This window comes from Tractidigestivibacter sp. (genome assembly GCF_050946515.1).
GTDB lineage: Bacteria > Actinomycetota > Coriobacteriia > Coriobacteriales > Atopobiaceae > Tractidigestivibacter.
The window spans coordinates 65580-84014 of record NZ_JBMNUX010000011.1 but is presented as its reverse complement, the minus strand read 5'-3'; the positions used below and the strand labels follow the sequence as shown (position 1 = coordinate 84014).

The following is an 18435-nucleotide window of genomic DNA, read 5'->3' as shown; positions in this document are numbered from 1 at the left end:
CGCGTAGGGGAGGATTGCTATGACAGATACCGAAAAGCACACAAGCACGACCGATGTCCTCTCTGAGGGCGAGGCGCGTGACGAGGGGATCGAGCGCGCCGAGAAAATCTTGGACGCCGAGAGGAAGGGCGAGAAGCTCCTCGAGGTGAAGGACCTCGACGTCACCCTCTTTACCGAGGATGGCGACCTTCCCGCCATCTCGCACCTCTCGTTTGAGATGCGCAAGGGCGAGACGCTTGCCGTCGTTGGCGAGTCCGGCTGCGGCAAGTCAATGACCGCGCTCTCCATCATGGGGCTTCTTCCCCAGCCGCCCGCTAAGATCACGAATGGTTCCATCGAGTTTGAGGGTCAGGACCTGACGAAGCTCAACGACGACCAGATGCGCGAGTACCGCGGCAACCGCATGGGCATGATCTTCCAGGAGCCCATGACGTCGCTCAACCCGGTCATGACCGCAGGCAAGCAGATTCGCGAGGGCATTCTTGTCCACAATCCCAAGATGGACAAGAAAGAGGCCGACAGGCGTGCTCTAGACATGATCAAGCTCGTTGGCATACCTGCTCCCGAGAAGGTCTTCAACAGCTATCCGCACGAGCTCTCGGGCGGCATGCGCCAGCGCATCATGATTGCCATGGCCCTTGCCTGCCAGCCGTCGCTTCTGATTTGCGATGAGCCCACCACGGCGCTGGACGTCACGATCCAGGCGCAGATTCTGCAGCTCATCGACCGCATGAAGACCGAGCTCGGCACTGCGGTCATGCTGATCACGCACGACATGGGCGTCGTCTCCGAGATGGCCGACTGGGTTCTGGTCATGTATGCTGGCCATCACGTCGAGTACACCGTCGCACCGGAGCTCTTCACCAACCCGCTGCATCCTTACTCGCGCGGCCTGATTGACTCCATCCCGTCGCTGGACGAGAGCGTTGACACCCTGTACGCCATCCCTGGAAGCGTCCCGATGCTCTCCGAGATGCCGTCTGGCTGCCCGTTCCATCCGCGCTGCCCGTTTGCCAAGGACATCTGCCGCACAAGGTGCCCGAACATGGCCCCTGCAAACGGTGATTCGAAGCACATGGTTGCATGCTGGAAGTTCACGAAGGAGTGGGGTGAGTAGCCGATGGGAAAGAACAGAAACATGGACGACGTTGTCCTGAAAGTCGAGCACCTCACTAAGCACTACCCGATCAAGAACGGTCTGTTTGGCAAGGAGACAGGCTGCGTTCACGCAGTTGAGGATGCTTCGTTTGAGCTGCACCGTGGCGAGACGTTTGCCATCGTCGGCGAGTCCGGCTGCGGCAAGTCCACCACCGGCAAGTGCATCCTCCGTCTGACTGAGCCGACGGAGGGCAAGGTCTACCTTGATGGCGTCGACTTTACGGCTCTTGAGGGCAAAGAGCTGACGGAGGCCCGCAAGAAGATGAAGCTCATCTTCCAGGACCCTTATTCGTCTCTCAACCCCCGTATGACCGTTGCTGACATCATTGCCGAGCCGATCGACATCGCCAAGACTTATAACACTCGCGAGGAACGCAACGCTCGCATTGAGCAGGTCATGGAAGCCGTTGGCTTGGACCTCTCGTACAAGTACCGCTACCCTCACGAATTCTCTGGCGGTCAGCGTCAGCGCATCGGCATTGCCCGTGCCATCGTGCTTGAGCCCGAGATTGTCATTTGCGACGAGCCCGTTTCCGCACTGGATGTCTCCGTGCAGGCGAAAGTCATCAACTTGCTTGAACGCCTTCAGGACGAGCTGGGGCTCTCGTACATCTTCATTAGCCACGATCTTTCCGTCGTCAAGCACATCTCTGACACCGTGATGGTCATGTACCTTGGTCACACGATGGAGCTCGCGAGCAAAGATCTGCTGTTTGACGAGCCGCTGCATCCCTACACGCGCGCGCTGCTTGACGTCATTCCGCGCATTCGTGCCGAGCGGATCACGGACAAGAAGATTCTTGAGGGCGATGTGCCAAGCCCTACGAACCCGCCTTCGGGCTGCGTGTTCCATACGCGCTGCTCTCAGTGCATGAAGGTCTGCACCGAGAAGGTGCCCGAGCTGCGCGAGGTCAGGCCTGGTCACCTGTGCGCCTGCCACCTCTTCGACGAGGCGCTCTCCGATGCAGAGAAGCAGCTGATTGGCATCCAGTCCACAGACGCCGACGGTGCCTCCTCCACGAAGTAGCTCCTTTCGCACACCTCCACGTTCCGTAGCATATGTGCCGCCTTCGGGCGCTGAACGCGACGGTTCGTGGAGGTGTGCTGCTGTTCCTACCAACACCGCCACGTTCCGTAGCGTTCGGGCGGCTGGAGGGGCCGTAAACGCAACGGTTCGTGGAGGTGTGCGCTGGCTGGCGTGTAAACCGCCACGTTCCGTAATGAGACGCGGCACCGGCGAGGTGCCCTCACGAGACAAGGAAGGGCGCCGCTCCCTCATGGGGATGCGGCGCCCTTCTCGGCATCTTGGCATGTCGGCACTCGAATGGAGAGACGAGACTAGCTCTAGCTCTCGCTGTCCTCGTTCACGGTGACGTCGCCAAAGTGCGGGTTGACGAGCACCTTAAGGCCCGAGAACTTCGGCTTCAGCGCATAGGGCATCTGCGGCCAGTCGATGGGGATGCAGGCCCAGTCAGTGCGGACAAGCTGGTTGTCCGCCTGCTTGGTCAGCACGATTACCTGGTCGTCGTCGTTGACGGTCTGGCGTGCGGCGTCGATAAGCCCGTCGAACGTCTCGCTGTCATAGAAGGAGGACTTTGCGGATGCGCGGTCGCTCCTGAAGTAGGAGCCCATGTGCTCGACGCCCTGGAAGGAGAGCGTTGACCACGTGACCGTGGTGATCTCGAGGCCGCCGTCGCGGCGAGAGTCGGACCACATGCCGTTGTCAATGACGGTCACGTTTGCAGTGACGCCAATCTGGCTCCAATAGTTCTGCAGCGCGACGGCGACGTTCTGGTCTTGGGAGCGAATCTGGAAGTCAAGCGTAAGGTCTGAGACTCCTGCTTCCTCAAGCAGCTCCTTGGCCCTGTCGGGGTCGTATTCAAGCACCTCGAGCGAGTCGTCATGGCCGGTGCACGAAGGCGGCAAGAACGAGGTGCAGGGGTCTCCGCAGCCGTTCAGCACCGTCGAGCAGAGCTCCTCGCGGTTGATGGCAAGCGACAGGGCCTCGCGCACGCGAACGTCCTTAAGGTTGTCGCTCGTGAGGTTGAGGTTCACGAACTGGCAGGAGCCGGGGGTGTAGTAGACGATGTCGTCCTTCACGTCCTCGTCCTCGGCGTACGTGCTGATGATGGAGCGGTCGATGAAGGCGAGGTCGATGTCGTCGTTCTTGTAGCTCAGCATGCGGGTGTTGGCGTCATCGATGTAGTCGAAGTCAACCTCGTCGAGCTCCGGCCGCCCCTCGTGATAGTCGTCGAAGGCCTTGAGCACGACCTCGGTGGAGTCGTCGTTGGACTCCAGCGTGAAGGGGCCAGTTCCGATGAAGCTAGTGCCGGTGCCCCACTCGGAGCCAGCCTCGGAGCAGGCGCTCTCAGGATAGATGACCGCGTAGAACTGGGCGAGCATGGCAAGGAAGGTGGAGTAGGGCTGGGTCAGCGTGATCGTGAAGTGCGTATCGTCCGTGACCTCGATGCCCGTGAGCTCGGTGGAGGTGCCGTCGATGATCTCCTGCGCGCCCTCGATGTACATGTAGGAGTCAATGGAGGTGGCCTCAGTCTCGGGCAGGAACATGCGCGTGAAGGTGTACTTGACGTCGGAGGCCTTCAAGGTCTCGCCGTTATGGAACTTCACGCCGTCCTTGAGCTCAAAGGTGTACACCAAGCCGTCGTCTGAGACCGTGGGCAGCTCGGTGAGAAGGACGGGATAGATCTCCTTCGTGTCGGGATCAAGCGCGACAAGGGATTCCGCGACTGCCTCGGAGACGCCGACGTCGTTGGAGGTCTTCTGGGTATCAAAGGTGACCTTGGGGTTCGAGCAGCCGAAGCGCAGGACCTTTGCCTCTTCGGTCGATGACGTGTCTCCGCTGTCGCTGGAGCAGCCAGCGAGAATTCCGGCGCTTGCCATGGCAATGGCGGTTCCCAAGCTGCCGCGAACGAAGCAGCGTCGGCTCAGGCTGTTCTTCGAGAAATCTGACATCTGCATCCCTCCCTGCCGCACATAGACGCGTGCGCTACGTTTAAATAATTACTAACAACGTGGTAGGAATTATACCGGGACGTCTGGCTTTCTTAAACGTTCGCCAAATCATTTGGAAAATGATTTCCATTGTCGAAAACAATCCGTAACAAGCACCAATCCACTCCCTGAGGGGTATTGTTGGGGAGGTCTTATGTACTTACCGCAAGGGAGATGGTTTGATGAGTGATGTCGTTGACAGGTTCGTGCGCTACTGCGAGGTCCCCTCGCAGTCGAACCCGCTGACCGCCGAGGAGGTCCCTTCGACCAAAGAGCAGTTCGACATTGCAAAAGTGCTGGTAGACGACTTGAATGAGCTGGGCGCCAAAGACGTGAGCATGGACGAGCACGCCTATGTGCTTGCGCACTGGCCGGCCAGCAAAGGCTGCGAGGACCTTCCGACTCTTGGCTTCTGCGTTCACATGGACACCGCATGGCAGAGCTACGGCTCGCCCGTTCACACCAAGATCCAGCACTACGAGGGCGGCAAGCTCGTCATGGGCACCGGCCGCGACGGCAAGGAGGTCTTTGTCGACGAGACCATCAATCCGCAGCTTAAGCGCATGGTTGGCTGGGACATCATCACCACCGACGGCACCTCGCTTCTTGGCGGAGACGACAAGGCCGGCGTTGCGGAGTGCGTGAGCCTCATGGCGCGTCTTCGCGAGAACCCCGAGCTGCCGCACCCGCCTCTGGCCTTCTCGTTCGTGCCCGACGAGGAGATCGGCCATGGCGCGGCGCTTCTCGACCTCGACAAGTTCGGCGCCAAATTTGGTTACACAATTGATGGTGGTCCGCTGGGCGAGTTTTGCTACGAGACGTTCAATGCGGCAGAGGCTCACGTGCATGCAAATGGCGTCTCCGTGCATACCGGAACCGCCAAGGGCATCATGATCAACGCGGCCGAGGCCATCTGCAAGTTCAACGCGCTGCTCCCCGCGCAGGAGCGCCCTGAGTACACGCAAGGCTACGACGGCTTCTACTACCTCGAGCGCATGAGCGGCGACTGCGAGGAGGCCAAGGTCGACTACATCATGCGCGACCATGACTACGCCATCCTCGAGAAGCGCAAGCAAATCATGCGCCAGGCAGTTGAGATGCTGAACACCGAGTACGGCTCTGAGGTGCTCACGATTGACATCCACGACCAGTATCGCAACCTTGCCGAGGTCGTCGGCAAGCCTGAGAACAAGCACTTGATTGAGAACGCGCGCAAGGCCTACGCCGCCATCGGCCAGGAGATGACCTGCATCCCCATGCGCGGCGGCACCGACGGCAGCCAGCTCTCCTTCCGCGGATTTGCCTGTGGCAACCTGTCTGCGTGCTACTACAACGCCCACGGCGTGCGCGAGTTCGTTCCCGTTCCCGAGCTCGAGGCCATGGTCGACATGCTGCAGGAGCTCGTCGCGCTCTACGCAAGCCCCGACGCGACTAAGGCGTAATAACCCTAGGGTCGCGGTCTGGCAGCGCTTCCTGGCGCGGTCAGGCCGCGCCTGACCCATGAGGAGAAACCAGATGAACTTTGATGACATCAAGCCCGAGGCCCTGACTACGCTTCTGAAAGAGGTCGTTGAGGTGCCAAGCCCCGTGGGCTACTATCCCGAGACGCGCGCCTATCTGAAGCGGAAGCTCGAGCCTTTGGGCTATGAGGTTACGGCAGACAATCGCGGCACCACCTACGTGCGCGTGCCCGGAAAAGATCACAAGAAGGTCGTGTGCGTTGGCGCTCACCTCGACACGGTGGGTCTTGTCGTTCGCGGATTCAACGACGACGGGACTCTGCGCGTGCGACAGCTGGGAGGCATCAACTACCACTCCATTGAGGGAGAGACCTGCACGGTTCTCTGCCGAGATGGCCGAAAGGTTGATGGGCAGGTCATCTGCAACAAGCACTCCGTGCACGTGTTCGAGGATGCCAAGACCGAAGAGCGCACCGAGAACACGATGAGCGTCTCGCTGATTGCCGACGTCAAGTGCCCGGACGACGCCCGCGCGCTCGGCGTGACGCAGGGGGCGATCGTCTCGATCGACCCGCACTTCCAGGCCTTTGGCAACGGCTACATCGTCTCGCGGCACATTGACGACAAGGGAGCCGTCGCGGTGGCCCTTGACACGCTTCGCTGGCTTGCCGAATCTGGCGAGAAGCCCGCTCACGACACCGTCTTTGCGTTCCCCGTTTACGAGGAGATTGGCTTCGGCGGCTCTTATGTCCCGGAGGGGGCCTCGGAGTACGTTGCCATGGACATCACGCTTATTGGTCCCGACTACACCTCCGACGAGCACAACGTCGGCGTCATTGCCTCCGACGCTAAGGGCCCCTACGACTGGGACCTGACGAACCGCCTGATTCGAATTGCGGGCGAGGTCTGCGATGACGGCAAGTGGAACACGCAGGTCTGCTTCCACTATTCGACCGACGCCGCGACCGCCAATCACTCTTCGAACAACGTTTCGAGTGCCGCATTCGGCATGGCTTGCCTGAACACCCACGGTCGCGAGCGCTGCCATGTCGACGCGCTGGTTCAGACCGAGCGTCTTTGCCGTGGCTACGTGATGGGGCTGGGCGAGTAGGGTCGCTTTTTGTCCTGCGGCGGTTGGGACGATCCTTGCCTTGCGAAAAGCCGGCGCCGATGCTGTCTAGCTCAGCGGGCGCCGGCTTTCCCACATCTGTTTTGTGAAGGTCGCATCGCGAGTCATTCTTGCTGTGCTCTTGGGTAGACATGAGTCTGTATCTGGTCGACTGACCGACGGACGGGGAGAAGCCCAATGGCATCAGGCAGCAGCAACAACTGGTCTCAGAAGTTCATGAACGGCAGGCGCGGACCAGACGACTTGGCATCGTTTTGCGTCGTCATCTCTTTCATCCTGATTATTATCAGCTTGTTTACCCCACAGTCGTCCGTGCTGAGCTTCATAGCCCTTGCGCTGGTCATCTATGCCATATGGCGTATGTGCTCCAAGAACGTCTATGCGCGCATAAAGGAGAACAACTCGTTTCTCAATGCGCTTGGGCCTGTTCGCCCATGGATTCAGAACCCCAAGGCCGCTTGGAAGGAAAAGCGCGAATACAAGCATGTGAAGTGCCCCAAGTGCGGGCAGAAAATTCGTGTTCCGCGCGGCAAGGGAAAGCTCCGCGTGACGTGCCCGAAGTGCCACGAGAAGTTTGAAATGAAGTCGTAGTTCTCCGCAACAGCAAGAGCTTTTACAGTAGAGCCGTGGCTCTTTCGCAGGGTCACGGCTTCGTCATAGTTTTCTAGGAGGCGTGGAGATGTACAAGGTCTTTCTCGCGGGCGGCATCGCCTCGGGCAAGTCGACGGTTGGTCGCGAGCTTGAGCGGCTGGGGGCCTGGAGGATAGACCTTGACCAGGTTTCGCGCTCAGTGCTCGCGCCATACTCCTCCTGCCTGGACGAAGTGGCGGCTGCTTTTGGATCAGATCTTGTGGATTCGCAGACGGGGGCGCTCGATCGCGGTCTTTTGGCAAAGCGCGCCTTCTGCGACGAAGAGTCGACAAGAAAGCTCGAGGCAATCGAGCTTCCGTATATCCGCGACGCCCTCATCACCGCGCTTGACGAGGGATGCTGCGAGTCTGCTCCGGAAGTTTGCTTGGTCGAGGTGCCCCTCCTCGATCGCATGCAATCCATGATGGACTTGGCCGACGAGGTGCTATTGGTGACCTGCCCCATGGAATTGCGGCGCAAGCGCGCTCTCGAGCGTGGCATGGACCTCGATGACTTTGAGCGTCGCGTAGCGAAACAGCCGACAGACGAGTGGCTGCGTGCGCATGCCGATACCGTTATCGTGAATGACGGGAGCAGAGACGAGCTTGCAAGTCAGGTGCGTGCGTGGTGGCAGAGCCGCGCGTCGGAGGGCTGGCCCTCCGGCAAGTTCGACAAATCCAGCGCTAAGTCCACGGAAAGCCGCTAAGCGTTTGCGTCTTGCTGCACTTCAAGAGAGGCGACCACGTCTTGGAGCGGGTCGCTTGCAAGCCCCAGCATGAGCGCCTTGCCTATTCCGCCGGCCGTGAGAAAGCACTGGCTGTCAACGCAGGCGGCGAGCGCCTTGATGAGGCGGTCACGAATCGCCTCTGGATTGCCAAAGGGTATGTGCTTCTCCTCGAACTCTGCCGTGGCTTGCTCTTCGGTGAGCTCTGAAAGCGTTGGGTCAGTTGCGCGAAGCTCGGCATAGCTACGCTCAAAGAGGGGGCGCTCCACAGCGCATACCTGCAGGGCGCGCTCGTAGCACGCAACCGCTGTCATTCCACGCCCGAGCTTCCACTCAACGTAGGCGAGCTCGGCAAAGCAGCGGCTGAGCTGTCGCGCATTAATTGCATTGTCGATTGTGCGCTTAATCAAGTCTTCGGCATCGAACGTGCGAGAGAGGCCAATGAGCACTGCGGCCTTGTTGAGCGCGGCGTCCTCGCCGTATGGGGAAAGGCGGCAGAGTTCGTCCGCGTAGGGGAGCGCATCGTCGTAGCGGTCGAACGCGCAGAGGGCGTTGGCAGCGGTCAGGTTTGCGACGTAGTACGTGTCGGGCACAAGCACCACGCGGCGGTCGTCGTCCTTCTCGCAGAGGTTATAGACGATGCGCTCGTTGGCGGAGTTGAAGAAGCGATGGACCTCTTCGTCCGTGTCCTGGTAAATTCCGGAGTCGTACACTTGCTCGAGAGCCCGTACAAGCTGGTCAGTGCTCTGCTGTGCGAGCTCTTCCGATGGGCTGTTGCTTCCGAGGTTTCGGCGGGTAGCTTCGACGATCTTGTCGAGAGGCTCGCCTGTGAGAAACACGGGGGCGACATCGTCTTTCGATGCTGACTCGATAGTACCATCTACCAGCGCTTTTACCGTGCGTTCGCAAGCGTTTTTCACCAGCGCGTCGTCGGTTTGATGCTGAAGGTCAATCAACGTCGAGACGGCCTCGGCCGTGGAGCTGCCAAGGCTCTTTGAGAGCTTGTGCCAGGCGACCTCGCGAGGGTCGTTGATTCCAAGCTCGGAGATATTGTGCGCTCCTGTTGCCTCCTCGAGCTCTTCGCTGCAAACAGCATCCTGCTCTTCTGGCCACTGACGGCGCTCCGGATCGTTCAGCGCGGGGTCGGAGCTTCGCATGAAAGGAATGACCGCGGTGCCCCACGCCTTGTCCTGCGGAGCAATACGGACGCTTGCGCTCTGGGGAAGCTCGTCGGCGCAGCTTGTGCCATTAAGCGCTGCGAAAAGTGGCGTCAGGGTCTCTTTTGTGACGTCAAGCGACAGGATGATGTCGTTTCGAAGCTCGTCGTGGCAATTGACGCAGACGCGCTCGATTGAGGTGCTTGACTCAAATGCCCCGCGAGCGACCAAAAGCGCAGACCTCAGCGCGTAGCCTCGGGCAAGCTTTTCTCGCTCGACTCCGTTGCTTGGCTCAAGGGGAGCAAAGCAGCTGGGGGAGGGCACGCATATCTGTGCGCATAGCGTATGAGCAGCTACGCTTGATTGGAATTTGACGGAGAGGCGGAAGGGGGTCTTCACGGCCTCAATGAAGTCTGCAAACGACATGCGACAACGCCATTCGCCACCCGCTTCGCCAAGTTCCGGTGCAAGCAGGATGTCCGTAACGCTTGCGCGCATCTCGCTGTCTTGCGGGCTCGTGAGATGGACACAATCAAGCGCCGCCTTTGCTGCCGCGAGGCTTTCGGTCGTTTTTTGCTCGCGGTCGTCGAGGATGCTGCACAGGTTGAGCGACAGCTCTATCTGCATGAGCTTTTGGAAGGTGACACTTCCGATTTCGTCGTCGGCGGGAACCAGGTACCAGCTTCCGCTATAGCCAAGCTTGCGCGCCGATGCCTTTGGCGCGTCTTCTCCCCAACTTTCGATGCCAGCATTCTTGAGCAAAGAGGTGAGCAGAGCAAACTCGGGGTGCTCGTCTGCGTGGTCAACCAGATTGGCAAGCGTTGCGACAACGTTGTCGGCGCGCAGAAGCATCTCTGACAGCTCAGATGTGATGCGGGTCCTTCTGGTTTTCTCAGCTTCAAGCTCCTGCATCTGGTTCTCCTTCTTCTGCTGCGACGTAAGGGCGGTCAGGTGCGCCGCGCTTACAACGAGCAAAACGAGGCCAACGACCGCTATGACTTCAAGGACAAAGGCAAGGGGAGATTTCTCGTCTGCCGCTACGCCAGCAGTTCCAACAAGCAGCAGCCCGAGCCCCACAACCTGCAGGACAAAGGTCTTTCTTGCGCGCTCGAATACGTTTGTCGTGCTCGTTGCCTGGCGTTCAGTCATGATGCCTCCTCCTGTGACCATTCTACTGTCAGACCGGACACTAATTGGTTCTCGCTCAGGTTCATAAATAGAACACTTGTTTGCATAGCGGGCATGGTATACACTCGAAGTCCTAACTCGAATCATGGGGTTGGAGGCACGGATGGCTGACGTCACACAAGGGGTAGAGCGCGTTGGCGGGGAGCTCAAGCGCTTTGGTGTTGAAGGCGAGGGAGAGCCGCTTAAGGTCGTCTCACCGTACGAGCCTGCTGGCGATCAGCCCCAAGCCATTGAGAAGCTTGCGCAGGGAGTAAAGGACGGGCTTCGCTACCAGACCCTCATGGGCGTTACTGGCTCTGGCAAGACGTTCACGATGGCAAAGACCATAGAGGCCGTGCAGAAGCCTACGCTCATCATGGAGCCCAACAAGACGCTCGCTGCGCAGGCTGCCTCTGAGATGCGCGAGGTCTTCCCCAACAATGCCGTCGTCTACTTCGTTTCTTACTACGATTACTACCAGCCAGAGGCCTACGTTCCCCAGACCGACACCTACATCGAGAAGGACGCCTCCATCAACGAGGAGGTCGAGAAGCTCCGCCACCAAGCAACATCGAGCCTGCTCTCACGCCGCGACGTGATTGTCGTCGCCTCGGTCAGCTGCATATACGGCATCGGCAGCCCCCAGGACTATGCCGGGCTTGCCCCAAACGTCGACAAGAAGGTGCCGCTCGAGCGCGATGACCTCATTCGCAACCTTATCGACATCCAATACGACAGAAATGACTATGAGCTCGTGCGCGGCACGTTCCGTGTTCGCGGAGACACCGTCGAGGTGTTTCCGCCCTACTCGGACAACCCTCTGCGCATTTCGTTCTTTGGCGACGAGGTCGAGCAGATCTCCGAGGTAGACAACGTAACGGGCGAAGTGGTTCGCGAGTACGATGCCATCCCCATCTGGCCCGCGTCGCACTACGTCACCGAGAGGCCCAAGATCACGCATGCCCTCACTACCATCTCAGAAGAGCTCGAGGCCCGCGTAGCCGAGCTCAAGAGTGCCGGTCGCCTGCTCGAGGCAGAGCGTCTCTCGCAGCGCACGGCCTATGACCTCGAGATGCTCGAGAATATGGGCTACTGCAACGGCATCGAGAACTACTCGCGTCACCTGGATGGTCGCAAGCCTGGCGAGCCGCCCTACACGCTTATCGACTACTTCCCCAAGGACATGCTTTGCATCATCGACGAGTCTCACGTCACGGTTCCTCAGATTCGAGGCATGTACGAGGGCGACCGCTCGCGTAAGGTCACGCTTGTGGAGCATGGCTTTCGCCTTCCGTCGGCGCTCGACAACCGACCGCTGCGCTTCGACGAGTTTGAGGCCCGCATCCCGCAGTTTATCTATGTGTCGGCAACGCCCGGCGACTACGAGGAGTCGGTTTCCCAGCAGGAGGTTGAGCAGATCATCAGGCCGACGGGGCTTCTCGATCCTAAGATCGAGGTACGTCCCGTGCGCGGGCAGATTGACGACCTTGTCTCGGAGATTCGCGAGCGGGCAGCGCGTCACGAGCGCGTGCTGGTGACCACGCTTACCAAGCGCATGGCGGAAGACCTCACAGATCACCTGCTCGACGAGGGCATACGAGTGAATTACATGCACTCTGATACCGCAACGCTAGACCGAGTCGACATCATCAGAGACCTTCGTCAAGGAAAGATTGACGTGCTCGTGGGCATTAACCTTCTCCGCGAGGGCCTGGACATCCCGGAGGTCTCTCTTGTTGCCATCCTGGACGCCGACAAAGAGGGGTTCTTGCGCAACCGCCGCTCGCTCATCCAGACGATGGGTCGCGCGGCTAGAAACGTCTCCGGAGAGGTCATCATGTATGCCGACGACGTCACGGACTCCATGCGCGAGGCAATTACCGAGACGCGCCGCCGCCGCCAGATCCAAGAGCAGTTCAACGAAGAGCATCACATTGAGCCCAAGACGGTGCGCAAGGCAATGAATGACATCTCGGGATTTCTCGCCGACGCCAACAAGACCTTGGAGGGAAAGACCCGCGACAGGCACGGGACGGGAAGCCATGGCGTGTTCGAGTCGCTTGCGGGCTCCGAGAGCGACCAAACAGATAGCGCCGAGTCGCTTGCCAATGAGCTCGCGTCTCTTCCAAAAGACGAGGTCATGCACATTATCCAGGCGCTTCAAGAAGAGATGGCCGCCGCTTCCGAGAACATGGAGTACGAGCAGGCCGCGCTCATCCGTGACCAGCTTGTCCAGCTTAAGAGCCAGGTTGAAGGCACCTCTGAGGAAGACGTCATGAAGCGCCTGAAGGCTGGGGCTCGCAAGGGCAGTACTCATGCCACGCGCCGGCGGTATCATCCTAAGCACTAGGAGGGGGCAAAGATGCCGCGCCTTCGTGGAGTATTATGTGAACAAGAGCGAAGAGCGATTTGAGTCGCGTTAACGAAAGGGGATTCCTATGGCTGCAAAGGTCGTCGTTGCTTGTGGTTCGGGTGTCGCAACTTCCGCTACTGTCGCGAACAAGATTAAAAAGCTTCTTGCTGCAGAGGGCGTCGATGCGGATGTCGTTGCCGTCGCCGTGTCTGACCTCGATGAGGCTCTAAAGGACGCAGACGCCTATGTGGCCGTCGTGAAGCCCGACCGCGAGTTTAGCGTCCCCGTCTTCAACGGCGTCGCCTTCTTGACGGGAATGAACCAAGACGAGGAGCTTGCCCGCCTGGTCTCGCTTCTTCGCCAGAAGTAGGGCGCTGCCATGGCCGCCTCTCAGAAGGAGAAAGGCGGCACATCGTCTGCCTTCCGCCAGCTCATCTCGTATGCGCTTTTCGGCTGCGTCTGCTCAGCGGCAGACGTGGCCGTCTTTTGGTGCCTGACAAGCTTTTTCGGCCTAGAGCCACTTGTGGCGAATGTGATAAGCGTTGCATGCGGCCTTACCCTGAGCTTCTATTTCAACCGTCGGTATACCTTCAAGGTGAGCGACAATCCTGGTCGCCGCTACGTGATGTTTATTGGGATCGGGCTCTGCGGCATGTGCGTCCAAGAGCTGGTAATTGCCGCGCTTACCACGTGCGAGGGGTTTTCTTCTCTTTTGGCGAAGCTCTGCGCGCTTGTGAGCGCCGGGCTTCTGCAGTTTGCCCTCAATCGCACGATCACCTTTCGGAGCAGTAGCGAGTAGCTCGACGTTTTTCCCTAATTTCGTAGTCTCAAGCTGTCACATGACGTCAAAAATGTCTTGTGATTAAGCGGCAAGCTGCGAAAAAATCATTTGTTCCGTTCTTTTTGAAGGCACGACAGAACGGGCGCGGTGGATCCGGTCCGCTCGTCGTGTTGGCGACGGCGTGGGACAGGTGAATTCATGGCAAGGCGGAGCTCTAGCGAGAAAACAGAAAAGCTCATCCAGGATGCGCTTATTGACATCTATCTCGAAAAGAATCGTAACTTGAACGAGCTCTCCGTATCCGCCATTTCAAAGCGTGCCGGGATTGCACGGACGACCTTCTACACCTATTACGATGACCCCTATGCCGTGATGCAAGACATCCAGGACACGCTCATGGAAGGCCTTGATGAGATAGACCAGCGCGCTGACAGAATCCGCCTTGGGGACGGCGACTACTCTTTCTCGACCTTTGGCACCGTTGATACCCTGCGCTACCTTGCCGAGCATAGGAAGACCTTCGTTGCCTTGCTTTGCGATGGCGGAGAGCCGCTCTTTGTCCATAAGGTGAAGTCCCACATCTGCCATCACCTCAAAACGATGATCTCGCGTTCGAAAGTCAATCTTGCCCAGCCTGATATAGTTGAGTCCTTTGTGGGCGGTGCCGTGCTCGAGGCCAACTGCTACTGGCTGAAGGAGCGCCCTGACCTAAGCCCTGAGGAGGCGTCATCGGTCATTCTCGACCTCGTGGACGCTTGCCTGCCAGTTAGGCGCTAAGCGTCATATTCGGCAAGCGGCAGGCTCAAAACTGCAAATGGTCTTGGGAAACAGTTTTTGCTCAAAACGTCGAACTGGGACTGCACCGATGGTCCCCAGCGTCGTCTCGTGATGACGCTCGAAACCTCTTCTGAACTGGGACTGTGTCAGTTTCCCGCCTACATTTCTCTCAAGGAAAGCAAACGACAGCATGTCGCATCTCAGGGAGGGGAGGGGCGGATGGATAGCACTCGCAAGGCACTCCCTGCCATTGCCTTGAGCCTTCGCTCGGCATCAAAGAAGGTCCTCCTCTCTGAGTGCGAGCCACACTTCGCGCAAGCGAGCCCTCGAGCGTCCTGCTCGCATCTTTCAATGCTCAATGGCGCTGGGGACAACACGATGAAGAGCCAAACGTTGTCCATCCCCCTGCGCGTAATTGGGCTCTCTATCTCTTGAGTTTCCATTTTCCGGGGCCCGGGACCTGGGAAAAGAACGGTATCTTCGACAGAAGGAGAGGTATCGCTAATGGCGATCAACAAATGGGAACATGACGTGGCCCTTATCGGCGGCGGCTATACGAAGCACGGCTTCCTGCTCCAGACGCCAGAGCTCAAGGGCAAGACGTTTCGCGATCTTTGCATGTGGGCAACGACCGAGGCATGCGAGTCCGCTGGGCTGACTATGGGCGACGTGGACGCGATGATCGTCTCAAACACCATCGCGAGCAACGTGAAGGCTGGCGTGGCGATTGCGAACACGATTTCCGAATACGTTGGCATGGCAGGCAAGCCCGTCATTCGCGCAGAGGAAGCGTGCGCGGGAGGTCCCGGCTCCATTCGGCTTGCGGCAGATATGGTCGCGTCCGGCCATGCCGATGTTGTCGCCGTTCTTGGCGTAATCACCCCGACCGTTCAGAGCACGAAGGACCTGCAGCCAAACGGGCTGGAGCCCATCGACCAGAAGTGGTTCATGGAGAACAACTACGGCGGCTTTGACTATGCCTACGTGAACACGCACGGAGCCGTCTGGTCTGCTGCGGAAACTTGGTGGCCAATCTACGAGTACTGCCTCGAGTATGACGTGCCTCTGGACACCTTCACGAAGGTCATGGACCAGCACATGTTCAACATGCGCGATACCGCCCAGCTGAACCCCAAGGCCTACCGCTATGGCTACACCTTCGAGCAGGAGGCGGCCGACCACGGCTTCGACAACGTGATGGACTACGTGAACTCGTCGCCCTGGCAGCCCTATCCGCGACGCAGGATGCATGCATGGATTGAGACGGACGCCGCTGCATGCGTGATCGTGTGCCGCGCCGAGGACGTGAGCAAGTACAGCGGCCATCCCGACAAGGCCGTGCGCATCGGCGGCATCGGACACTGCACCAATGGATTCAACTACGGGAAGAGCGACATCAACGGCAAGGGCAGGCTCTTCGGCTTCGACAACGCCTTCAAGATCGCCTACGAGATGAGCGACCTCGACCCCAAGGACATCGGCTACATGAGCATGCACGACGACTGGGGAGAAGAGTGCGTCACGTTCACTGAGCGCGCCGGCTTCATTCCCAGGGGACAGGCGTGGAAGTACGTGCTGGAGGGTCGCACCCGCTACGACGGCGACAAGCCGATCAACACCCATGGCGGCATGCTTTCCTGCGGCAACGGCAATGACGCCACCGGCATCGCCGAGGTTGTCGAGTGCATGCTCCAGATGCGCGGCGAGGCGGGCGCGCGACAGGTCAAGAAGATTCCCGAAGCCTGCGTCAGCATCACCATGGGCTCTGGCTTCAACTATGCCGTCACCGTCTTGCAACAGCTCTAGTCTCGAAGGGAACAGGCATGATCAATACGTATCGCAACTACGTCGAAGAGTTCTACAAGGCCATGGACAAGGGGATTCTCGCAGGCCAGCGCTGCAAGAAGTGCGGTGCCGTCCGCTATGAGTACGTAGCCTTCTGTGACAAGTGCGGAAGCCCCGACCTTGAGGAGATCGAGCTCAAACCCGAGGGCACCCTCAAGATCTTCAGCCCCACGGGAGACACGCTTCCTGAGTTCTCCGACTTCTCGACCATCGATGGCGTCAAGCTGAAGAACCTGCAGAAGGAGAAGGGCTGGAAGGAGCAGCCTGCAACCAGCAACTACGTCTGGGGCGAGGTCGTGCTCGACGACGGCCCGTCAATCCAGTGCTTCGTTGGAGGCTTCGGGGTCATGTACAACCGCGACCTGTGGCCCGCGCTGAAGACGCTGCCTCGCCGCGTTCACATCGACATCAGGAAGGTTGCTGGAAACTCGATTCCCGTCGCTCGACTCATAGACTAAAGCCGCTCTTAGGCCAACCACCCCGTGCTAGCGGTCGCGCCATGTCTCTGTGTGGCGCGACCGCGTGCTGTCGAAGAAGCTTTCGGCTTGCCAGTGGCCTGCGGTCGCCGTGCCCATGTGCTAGACAAGCGAGCGGAGAATCGCGTCGGCGGCGTTCAGCCCGTCGGTCGCCGCGCTCATGATGCCGCCCGCGTAGCCAGCGCCTTCGCCAACCGGCCACAGGCCCGCCACATTGACGCTCTGGTAGTCAGACCCTCGCGTAATGCGCACCGGGGAGCTCGAGCGCGTTTCGACGCCGGTCAGTACGCCGTCGCGCTTGCCGTAGCAGTGCAGCTTATGGGCCATCTCTGGGATGGCGGCGCGAATCGTATCGGAAACGTAGGAGGGAAGGCAGGAAGAAACGTCTCCCCAAGCAACGCCTCGTAGGTAGGTGGGCTCAACCGAGCCCGGCCCGCTTGACTTTGCTCCCTGCAGGAAGTCTCCGACCAGCTGCGCAGGCGCCACGTAGCCGCCTCCTCCGGCGGCAAAGGCCGCCCTTTCGCAGGCTCGCTGCAGCTCGACACCTGCGAGCACGTCGTCGCCGGGAAGGTCAGTCGGGAAGACGTTGGCAAGAAGCCCAGCGTTTGCGTTTTTCCCAGCGCGGTCCGACAGGCTCATGCCGTTGGTTACGACCCCACCTGGCTCGCTTGCTGCAGAAACGACGTAGCCGCCGGGGCACATGCAGAAGGAGAAGGCGCTCCTTCCAGACGGCAGGTGGACGGCAAGCTTATAGGGGGCGGCGCCAAGCACCGGGTTGCCTGCCTCCTTCCCATAGAGCTGGCCGTCGACGTCTGCCTGCAAGTGCTCGATGCGAACGCCCATGGCGAATGTCTTGCGCTCCATCGAGACGCCGCGCTCGTGCAGCATCTCGAACACGTCCCTTGCGGAATGCCCGCAGGCAAGCACGACGCGAGAGCAGGGGATTCTCTCCTCGCTCACGATTCCCGTTGTGGGGTCATGGCTTTCGAGCACAACGGCGCTAACCTTGCCGTTGGAGATTTCAAGCTCTCTCAGCCGGCAGCGGCAGCGCAGCTCTCCGCCGGCCTCCTCGATCATCGAGACAATCCGGGTAACGACTTCGGGCAGCACGTCGCTTCCGATGTGCGGCTTTGCCTCCCACAAAATGCGCTGGTCAGCACCTGCGTCAACAAAGGTCTGAAGGATCAGCCTGTGATAGGGGCTCTTTGTGCCGGTCTGGAGCTTGCCGTCAGAGAAGGTCCCTGCGCCCCCGACGCCAAACTGGATGTTGCTCTCAGGGTCAAGCTCGCCGGTCCTGGTGTGCCGCACTACCACGCGCGTCCGGCGCGACGCGTTGTCTCCACGCTCCACCACCAGCGGGCGAAGCCCTGCGCGCGCAAGCGAGAGCGCGCAGAACAGCCCTGCGCACCCTGCACCCACGACGATGGTCGGACCGTCGTCAGGCAATGCGATGGGGGAGGGATAGCTTGCGGGCTTCTCGTCCACAAGCCTCACGTTCTTCGCGCCGTCCTTTGCAACGAGGCCGTCGACAAGCTCCTTCTCGTCAAGCTCTGGGGCAAGCGAGACTCGCACCGTATAGATGAGCTGCACCTCACCATGCTTCCGGGCGTCAATCGACCTGCGACGGCGCTCGATCAGCACAATCTGGCTCTGTTGGATGCGCAGCTTTTTGGAGAGGGCGCGTCGTAGCGCGGTGAGCTCGCGAGAATCTGTGCCGTCGAGCCGCCCTACAGGAATACGAATGCCGCTGACCTCTACCATATGTC

General features: G+C 59.6%; 15 protein-coding genes. 12 read left to right on the top strand and 3 right to left on the bottom strand.

Annotated features, from left to right (window positions below; all coding sequences use genetic code 11):
- The first annotated feature begins 19 nt into the window (after window positions 1-19).
- Together ACOYJL_RS07760 and ACOYJL_RS07755 are read left to right on the top strand one after the other, a co-directional pair.
- Window positions 20-1117 (top strand): ABC transporter ATP-binding protein, encoded by a 1098-nt coding sequence (locus tag ACOYJL_RS07760; protein ID WP_433569651.1) that lies wholly within the window; start codon window positions 20-22, stop codon window positions 1115-1117.
- Window positions 1118-1120: 3 nt separating this feature from the next.
- A complete protein-coding gene (locus ACOYJL_RS07755; protein ID WP_433569650.1) occupies window positions 1121-2185 on the top strand; it encodes an ABC transporter ATP-binding protein in 1065 nt (354 codons plus the stop codon).
- Between the two features lie 317 nt (window positions 2186-2502).
- Here ACOYJL_RS07755 and ACOYJL_RS07750 read toward each other — a convergent pair whose 3' ends face one another.
- Window positions 2503-4131 (bottom strand): ABC transporter substrate-binding protein, encoded by a 1629-nt coding sequence (locus ACOYJL_RS07750; RefSeq protein ID WP_433569649.1) that lies wholly within the window; start codon window positions 4129-4131, stop codon window positions 2503-2505.
- A 221-nt stretch (window positions 4132-4352) separates the two neighbouring features.
- Here ACOYJL_RS07750 and pepT point away from each other — a divergent pair, with 221 nt between their 5' ends.
- The 4 genes from pepT to coaE all read left to right on the top strand — a co-directional run bounded on the left by pepT (window position 4353) and on the right by coaE (window position 8095).
- Entirely contained in the window at window positions 4353-5612 is a 1260-nt protein-coding gene (pepT, locus tag ACOYJL_RS07745; protein WP_433569648.1) for a peptidase T, read from the top strand.
- A gap of 73 nt (window positions 5613-5685) precedes the next feature.
- A complete protein-coding gene (locus ACOYJL_RS07740) occupies window positions 5686-6741 on the top strand; it encodes a M20/M25/M40 family metallo-hydrolase (RefSeq protein WP_433569647.1) in 1056 nt (351 codons plus the stop codon).
- A 195-nt stretch (window positions 6742-6936) separates the two neighbouring features.
- Window positions 6937-7350 (top strand): hypothetical protein, encoded by a 414-nt coding sequence (locus tag ACOYJL_RS07735; protein WP_433569646.1) that lies wholly within the window; start codon window positions 6937-6939, stop codon window positions 7348-7350.
- An 88-nt stretch (window positions 7351-7438) separates the two neighbouring features.
- Window positions 7439-8095 carry a dephospho-CoA kinase gene (gene coaE / locus ACOYJL_RS07730; protein ID WP_433569645.1) on the top strand — a complete coding sequence of 219 codons (657 nt, stop codon included), beginning with the start codon at window positions 7439-7441 and terminating at the stop codon, window positions 8093-8095.
- Here the strand turns inward: coaE and ACOYJL_RS07725 are convergent.
- A complete protein-coding gene (locus tag ACOYJL_RS07725; protein ID WP_433569644.1) occupies window positions 8092-10419 on the bottom strand; it encodes a hypothetical protein in 2328 nt (775 codons plus the stop codon). The genes coaE and ACOYJL_RS07725 overlap by 4 nt on opposite strands.
- 142 nt (window positions 10420-10561) lie before the next feature.
- On the opposite strand from ACOYJL_RS07725, the gene uvrB reads away from it, so the two are divergent.
- From uvrB to ACOYJL_RS07695, 6 genes are all read left to right on the top strand, one after another.
- The gene (uvrB, locus tag ACOYJL_RS07720; protein ID WP_433569643.1) at window positions 10562-12787 is read left to right on the top strand and encodes an excinuclease ABC subunit UvrB; all 2226 of its coding nucleotides are present in this window, start codon (window positions 10562-10564) and stop codon (window positions 12785-12787) included.
- Window positions 12788-12875: 88 nt separating this feature from the next.
- Window positions 12876-13160, top strand: coding sequence for a PTS sugar transporter subunit IIB (locus tag ACOYJL_RS07715; protein ID WP_433569642.1), 285 nt, complete (start codon window positions 12876-12878; stop codon window positions 13158-13160).
- A gap of 9 nt (window positions 13161-13169) precedes the next feature.
- A complete protein-coding gene (locus ACOYJL_RS07710; RefSeq protein WP_433569641.1) occupies window positions 13170-13589 on the top strand; it encodes a GtrA family protein in 420 nt (139 codons plus the stop codon).
- 180 nt (window positions 13590-13769) lie between these two features.
- On the top strand, window positions 13770-14348 hold the full coding sequence (locus ACOYJL_RS07705) for a TetR/AcrR family transcriptional regulator (protein ID WP_433569640.1): 579 nt from the start codon (window positions 13770-13772) through the stop codon (window positions 14346-14348).
- Between the two features lie 504 nt (window positions 14349-14852).
- Window positions 14853-16154 carry a thiolase family protein gene (locus ACOYJL_RS07700; RefSeq protein ID WP_433569639.1) on the top strand — a complete coding sequence of 434 codons (1302 nt, stop codon included), beginning with the start codon at window positions 14853-14855 and terminating at the stop codon, window positions 16152-16154.
- Window positions 16155-16171: 17 nt separating this feature from the next.
- The gene (locus ACOYJL_RS07695; protein ID WP_433569638.1) at window positions 16172-16651 is read left to right on the top strand and encodes a Zn-ribbon domain-containing OB-fold protein; all 480 of its coding nucleotides are present in this window, start codon (window positions 16172-16174) and stop codon (window positions 16649-16651) included.
- A gap of 120 nt (window positions 16652-16771) precedes the next feature.
- On the opposite strand, the gene ACOYJL_RS07690 is transcribed toward ACOYJL_RS07695, so the two are convergent.
- On the bottom strand, window positions 16772-18430 hold the full coding sequence (locus tag ACOYJL_RS07690; RefSeq protein ID WP_433569637.1) for an FAD-dependent protein: 1659 nt from the start codon (window positions 18428-18430) through the stop codon (window positions 16772-16774).
- Between the last annotated feature and the right edge of the window lie 5 nt (window positions 18431-18435).